Source organism: Methyloceanibacter marginalis (assembly GCF_001723295.1).
Classification (GTDB): domain Bacteria; phylum Pseudomonadota; class Alphaproteobacteria; order Rhizobiales; family Methyloligellaceae; genus Methyloceanibacter; species Methyloceanibacter marginalis.
The window spans coordinates 1-3,717 of sequence record NZ_LPWD01000468.1 but is presented as its reverse complement, the minus strand read 5'-3'; the positions used below and the strand labels follow the sequence as shown (position 1 = coordinate 3,717).

The following is a 3,717-nucleotide window of genomic DNA, read 5'->3' as shown; positions in this document are numbered from 1 at the left end:
CGGGATGCCCGACGACATGACCCCTCCGGACGAGATGCCCGCCGAGGACGCGGGGATGCCGGACGAGATGAGCCCGCCCGACGAGATGATGGACGAGCCCATGCCGGACGAGGCGCCCGATGCCATGACGCCGGACGAGGCTCCGGAAGAAGCGATGCCGGAGGCACCGCCGCCCGCGCCCAATCCGTGAGCGGGGCGCGGAGTCTGCTTCGATGATTTGAGAGGGCCCCGCGGGCGCAGTGCACAAAAGAAGAGCCCCGGCGCGGGGAGTGCCAGGGCTCGTACGCATTACACAGAACGCACTACCTGCCCAGACCGAACTCAACTGGGCATGTGGGAAGGATGCCTGTCGCCTGTGGCAGTTCTGTGACGATTCGTTGTCAGTTACACTAATAGCAACAAGGATTTGCGGGGCCGCTCTCACCCATTTTGGCGCAAATCCGCGACTCTTCGGAAGAGGCGCTTGCGAGAGCCTCCCGTGATGCGCGGGGCGGCGCGATGGTCTTGTGCGGTATCGGCCTCCATGCACAATGCGCAGAGTTTAGGCGACCGGTCGGCGAGGGCGTGACATGCGGTGGCGTGGCCAGAGAGAAAGCGAGAATGTCGAGGACCGGCGCGGCGAGCGCCGCGGCTTTGGTTTCCCGTTTCCCGGCGGCGGCATGCGCTTTCCCTCCAGCGGCGGCGGAGGCGGAGGGCGCGGCGGCGGGATCGGCATTGTCGGTCTGCTGATCATTCTCGGTTTGGTGGTGTTCTTCGGCGTCGATCCTTCGGTCATCATGCAAGGCCAGGGTCCGAACGGGGGGCAGGGCTTCCCCGACATTCGTCTGCCGCAACAGCAGCCCGATGCCACCAACTTCCCGGCGCCCGGCGGTCAGGCGCAGATCGAGCGGCCGAAATCGGCGGGCGAGGATGATCTCAAGAGGTTCATCTCCGTCGTGCTCGCCACCACCGAGGACAGCTGGACACAGACTTTCCGGGAACTCGGCGCGCGCTACCGCGAGCCGAAGCTGGTTCTGTTCAGCGGCGCCGTGCGCTCGGCTTGCGGCACGGGCATGGCTGCCATGGGACCGTTCTACTGCCCGGCCGACGAGAAGGTTTATATCGACCTCGATTTCTATCGCGAACTGAAGAACCGCTTCCGCGCGCCGGGCGACTTCGCCCAGGCCTATGTGGTGGCCCACGAGGTCGGCCATCACGTGCAAAAACAGCTCGGCATCGCCGACAAGGTCGAGGCGGCGAAGCGCCGGATGGGCGCCAAGGAGGGCAACGCCCTGCAAGTCCGCATGGAGCTTCAGGCCGACTGTTTCGCCGGCGTTTGGGCGCACCGCATGGAGGCCGATAAAGGGCTCATCGAGCCCGGCGACATCGACGAGGCTCTGGGCGCGGCCAGTGCCATCGGCGACGACCGCATCCAGAAGCAGACGCAAGGCTATGTGGTGCCGGACTCCTTCACCCACGGTTCCTCGGAGCAACGCGTGCGCTGGTTCCGCCGCGGCTATGAGGATGGCGCCCTTCAGGCCTGCGATACGTTCAATACCGGGCGACTCTGACCTGGGTGAAGCCCGCGGGGCGCCTCCCGCCGGTTTGCGCTGATGCGCCGGGGCGGAATTGCGCGTAAGCTCTTGAGCTTGAGGGGATTCGGAACGCGGGCAGGGGCCGCTACGTGTCGTCCATGCGGTGGCTATTCGCCAGTACCGTCACGTTCTTAGCCGTCTTCGGCGTCAAGACCGCTCTGTGTGCTGAAGATGTCGTTACGCTCGGCGCGACCGTGTCTCTCACCGGCAAATACGCCCTCAATGGCGTCAATACAAAGAACGGCTACGACCTCGCCATACGCCAGATCAACGACAAGGGCGGCGTCAAGATCGGCGGCAAGTCCTACAAGCTCGACCTGCGCTATTACGACGACGAGTCGACGCCCGCGCGCAGCACCGAGCTGGTCGAGCGTCTGATCCAGCAAGACGGCGTGAATTTTATGCTCGGCCCCTACAGCTCGGGGCTCACCAAGGCAATCCTACCCATCATCGAGCGGCATAAGGTGCCGATGGTGGAAGCGAACGGCGCGGCGCGCGAGCTCTTCACCAAGGGCTACCGCTATATCTTCGCCGTGCTGTCCACCTCCGATCAGTATTTGCGGCCTGCTTGGAGCTTGCAGCGGCCCATGCCGGCAAGCTCGGCAAGTCAGCCGGCGAGGTCACGTTCGCGAGCGACCGCGAACGATCCCTTCGCGCAGGATGTGCGGGCCGGGGTGCTCGACGACGCCATGCGCCTCGGGATCAATTGCGTGATCGACGACCAGTTGCCACCCGAGCTCGACGACATGTCGGTGACGCTCAACAAGGTGAAGGCGCTGAAGCCCGACCTTCTCGTGGTCTCGGGCCACGAGAAGGGGGCGCTGACCGCCGTCAAACAGATCGAGGCGCTGCGGACGGGTATTCCCATGGTCGCGCTCACCCATTGCGATTCGGCGCGGCTGGCGGAGCAGCTGCCGAAAGCCGCGTCCCATGTGTTCTGCGCCCATCAATGGCACCGCTCGCTCGGCCACAAGGGCAAGCTGTTCGGCTCGGCGGACGACTTCGCGCGGCGTTTCCAGGAGGTTTACGGCTACGAGGCGCCCTATCAGTCGGCCCAGTCGGCGGTGGCCGTCTATGTCTTTGCCGATGCGATGGCGCGTGCCCAAGATCTCGACATCGAGAAAGTGCGCGACGCGCTTGCCGCCACGGATCTGGCGACCTTTTATGGACCCATCAAGTTCGACGACACCGGCAAGAACGTCGCCAAGCCCATGGTGCTCACCCAGATCATCGACCGCGAGTATGTTGTCGTCGCGCCAGAAGAATGGGCGGTGCGAGATCCCGTGATCCCGCGTCCGGGTCATTAGCGGTCGACGGCGCAGGGTCTGTTCGTTGGGCGGCGAGTCATGCGCCCCTAGAGCGCGTCCCCCGCATAGACCGTGGCGGAGCAGGGCCGGTCGGCCTTCTGGAACAGCGAGCAGGCGCCTTCGGCGTCTTGAGCGTTGGCGAAGGGACCCGCGATCAGCCGCCATTTCTTGTCCGGCGCGAGAACGCGGCGCGGCTGCAAGCCCGCCACCAGTGCAGCATGCTTGGTGAGATATTCGCGCCATAGCGGCCGCAGCTCGTCCCGCTTGCCCACGGTGCCGATCTCGATGCCGTAGCGGGTCGAGCCGTCATTGGCCGCAGGCGGCAAGGCGACAGGATCGAAGGCGGCGATCTCAACCTCTTCCTGGGCGACTGCCGCCTCGGGCTCTGCCGCTTCGGGCTCAGGCTCGTCCGCGACCGCCACTTGGGCCGGTGCCTCGGGCTCCGGCGCCGCTTCGGCGACGGGTTCCGGCTCAGGCTCCGGCTCGGGCGCTGCAGCCACCGGCGGCGGCGCGGGAGGCGGGGGAGGCGTTTCCACCACGGCCTCCTCGACCACCTCTTCCTCGACGACCTCCGCAACGGGTGCCGGTTCGGGCGCCGCAGCGACGGGGGCAGGCTCCTGCGCTTTGGGCGGCGAGGTGGACACCGACGCGGAAGGCGGCAGCGCCGCAACCGGACCGATGAATCGCTCGATCGGCTGCAGCCGGGCATCGAGCGCCGCCAGTTGCTGCGTTAGATTTTGGATCGTGCCCTCGAGTGCGGAGACATCGGCGGTCCCGGCGCCGCTGACGACCGGCGCGGGCGCGGCTCCGCCGCCGCGGGTGGCGCGGCGGGCGGC

The 3,717-nt window shown here is 66.5% G+C and carries 3 protein-coding genes and 1 pseudogene; 3 read left to right on the top strand and 1 reads right to left on the bottom strand.

The window, feature by feature from the left end; all coding sequences use genetic code 11:
• The 3 genes and pseudogenes from AUC71_RS19855 to AUC71_RS16945 form a co-directional block, all read left to right on the top strand.
• A pseudogene (locus tag AUC71_RS19855) lies at positions 1–190 on the top strand (hypothetical protein); the annotation flags it as partial.
• Positions 191–569: 379 nt separating this feature from the next.
• Positions 570–1,550 carry a KPN_02809 family neutral zinc metallopeptidase gene (ypfJ, locus tag AUC71_RS16950; protein ID WP_069625204.1) on the top strand — a complete coding sequence of 327 codons (981 nt, stop codon included), beginning with the start codon at positions 570–572 and terminating at the stop codon, positions 1,548–1,550.
• 122 nt (positions 1,551–1,672) lie between these two features.
• Entirely contained in the window at positions 1,673–2,881 is a 1,209-nt protein-coding gene (locus AUC71_RS16945; protein ID WP_069625206.1) for an amino acid ABC transporter substrate-binding protein, read from the top strand.
• A gap of 47 nt (positions 2,882–2,928) precedes the next feature.
• Here AUC71_RS16945 and AUC71_RS16940 read toward each other — a convergent pair.
• Positions 2,929–3,717 (bottom strand): SPOR domain-containing protein (locus AUC71_RS16940; RefSeq protein ID WP_193427058.1); only part of this gene is annotated, 789 nt, incomplete at its 5' end.

Coding starts and splice junctions, on each gene's coding strand:
- AUC71_RS16945 (WP_069625206.1), top strand. CDS start 1,673: ATGCGGTGGCTATTCGCCAGTACCGTCACGTTCTTAGCCGTCTTCGGC.
- ypfJ (WP_069625204.1), top strand. CDS start 570: ATGCGGTGGCGTGGCCAGAGAGAAAGCGAGAATGTCGAGGACCGGCGC.